At 68.6% G+C, this 1,806-nt stretch carries 3 protein-coding genes; all 3 read right to left on the minus strand.

What is annotated here, in order from left to right; translation table 11 throughout:
- Positions 1 to 358, minus strand: a 358-nt coding sequence (locus AC1DZ6_RS24510; protein WP_477099708.1) for an NAD(P)H-dependent flavin oxidoreductase, incomplete at its 3' end; no start/stop codon positions are given.
- Positions 355 to 1,317, minus strand: coding sequence for a quinone oxidoreductase family protein (locus AC1DZ6_RS24515; protein WP_477099709.1), 963 nt, complete (start codon positions 1,315 to 1,317; stop codon positions 355 to 357). The genes AC1DZ6_RS24515 and AC1DZ6_RS24510, both read right to left, overlap by 4 nt.
- A gap of 45 nt (positions 1,318 to 1,362) precedes the next feature.
- On the minus strand, positions 1,363 to 1,806 hold a 444-nt coding region (locus tag AC1DZ6_RS24520; protein ID WP_477099710.1), incomplete at its 5' end, for a serine hydrolase.

The raw sequence follows: 1,806 nt of genomic DNA on the forward strand, positions 1-1,806 counted from the left end.
CAGTCGGGACAGCGTGGTAGACGACGATCCCGGCGTCCTTCAGCGGCCCGACGAACTTGGCTGGGCTGCCGGCCGAGGTGGTGACGAACTTGACCCCGCTCTCGCAGACGAAGCGCAGCATGGCGTCGTCCTTGAGGAACAGGATCGGCAGGTTCACCCCGAACGGCAGGCCGCTGTCGGCCATCTTGCGGATCTCGGCCTTGCAGTTTTCGGTCTCACCGGACGAGGTCTCGATGATCCCCAAACCGCCGGCCCGCGAGACGGCGCTGGCCAGCGGATAGCGGGCGATCCAGCCCATCGGAGCCTGGACGATCGGATACTTGGCGCCCGTATGGGCCAGAACTCGATTGCCGGTCATGGGATCAAAAGCACCCGGCCGACGGCCTGGCGGCTCTCGATATAGGCATGAGCGGCGGCGGCTTCCGACAGCGGGAAGGTCTTGTCGATCAGCACCTGAAGCTCGCCGCGTGCGGCCTCGTCGATCAGGGTCTGGATCATGTCGTGGACGCGGTCGGTCATGATCTCCGCGCCGAGGAACACGCCCGTCAGGCTGCGGTTGCCGCCCATCAGCGACGACACGTCCACCTTGGTCGGCTCGCGCCCGGCCTGACCGACCAGCGAGATGCGGCCGCGATAGCCCAGGGCCAGGATGCTGGTCTGCAGGGTCGGACCGCCGACCGGGTCGACCACTAGGTCCACGCCCTTGCCGCCCGTCAGCTTCATCACTTGCTCGACCAAGTCCTCGCGGCCGTAGTTGATCCCGTGGTCCAGGCCGAAGGGCTTCAGGCGTTCCAGGCGCTCGTCGCTGGAGGCGGTGGCCAGCACCGTCGCCCCGGCCCGCTTGGCCAGTTGGATCGCGGCGACGCCGACGGCCCCAGCACCGGCCTGGACCAGCACGGTCTCGCCGGACTTCAGGTGGCCGGCGCCGAACAGGCATTCGTGCGCCGTACCGAACGGCACCGGGATCGCGGCGGCCTTGCGGACGTCGAACCCATCTGGGATCAGCCAGGCGTTGCGGGCCGGCACGCTGCGCAGCTCGGCGTGCGAGCCGAAGGCGTTCACGGTCACCACCTTCTGGCCGACCTTCAGGTGCGTGACCTCGGCCCCGACCTCGACGATCTCGCCGGCCGCCTGGTAGCCGACGATGTGCGGGCTGCCGGCCATCGGGCCGCCGCCGCGGTTGAGGGTGTCGCCGCCCTCGATGCTGACCGCCTCGACGCGGATCACCACGCCGCTGGAATAGCAGGGCGGATCGGCGACGTCCTCGTACTTCAGCACGTCCGGCGAACCGGTTTCGTAATAGACGGCGGCCTTCATGGCGAGCTCCCTAAGCTTTGTTTTTATTGGCCCTTCGCGGGGCGGTTACTGCGCCGGATCGACCAGGGCCTGGTAGACCAGGGTGGCGGCGTCGTCGTTGATCTTGGCCAGCGCCGGATCGATCTCCTTGGCCAGGATGTGGATCATCCCAAGCATGAAGAGGTCGTTCTTGGGATCGATCCAGAACCAGGTCCCGGCCGCCCCACCCCAGCTGTAGGCGCCCTCGCCTTGCAGCGAGCCGTCGCGGGCGGGGTCGGTGACCACCGCGACGTCCAGGCCGAAGCCCGTTCCCTTGGCCGGCGAGAACGAGGCGCCGGGCGCGGCCATCACGATGTCGGTCAGGTGGTTGGACGCCATAAGCTTGATTGTGCCGGGCGCCAGGATCCGCGCGCCGTCCAGCTGGCCGCCGTTCAGCAGCATCTGGGCGAAGCGGGCGTAGTCGGCCGTGGTCGACACCAGCCCGCCGCCGCCCGAAGCGATGGCCGGCGG

The sequence above is a fragment of the Caulobacter sp. P1_B12_2 genome, assembly GCF_056406675.1.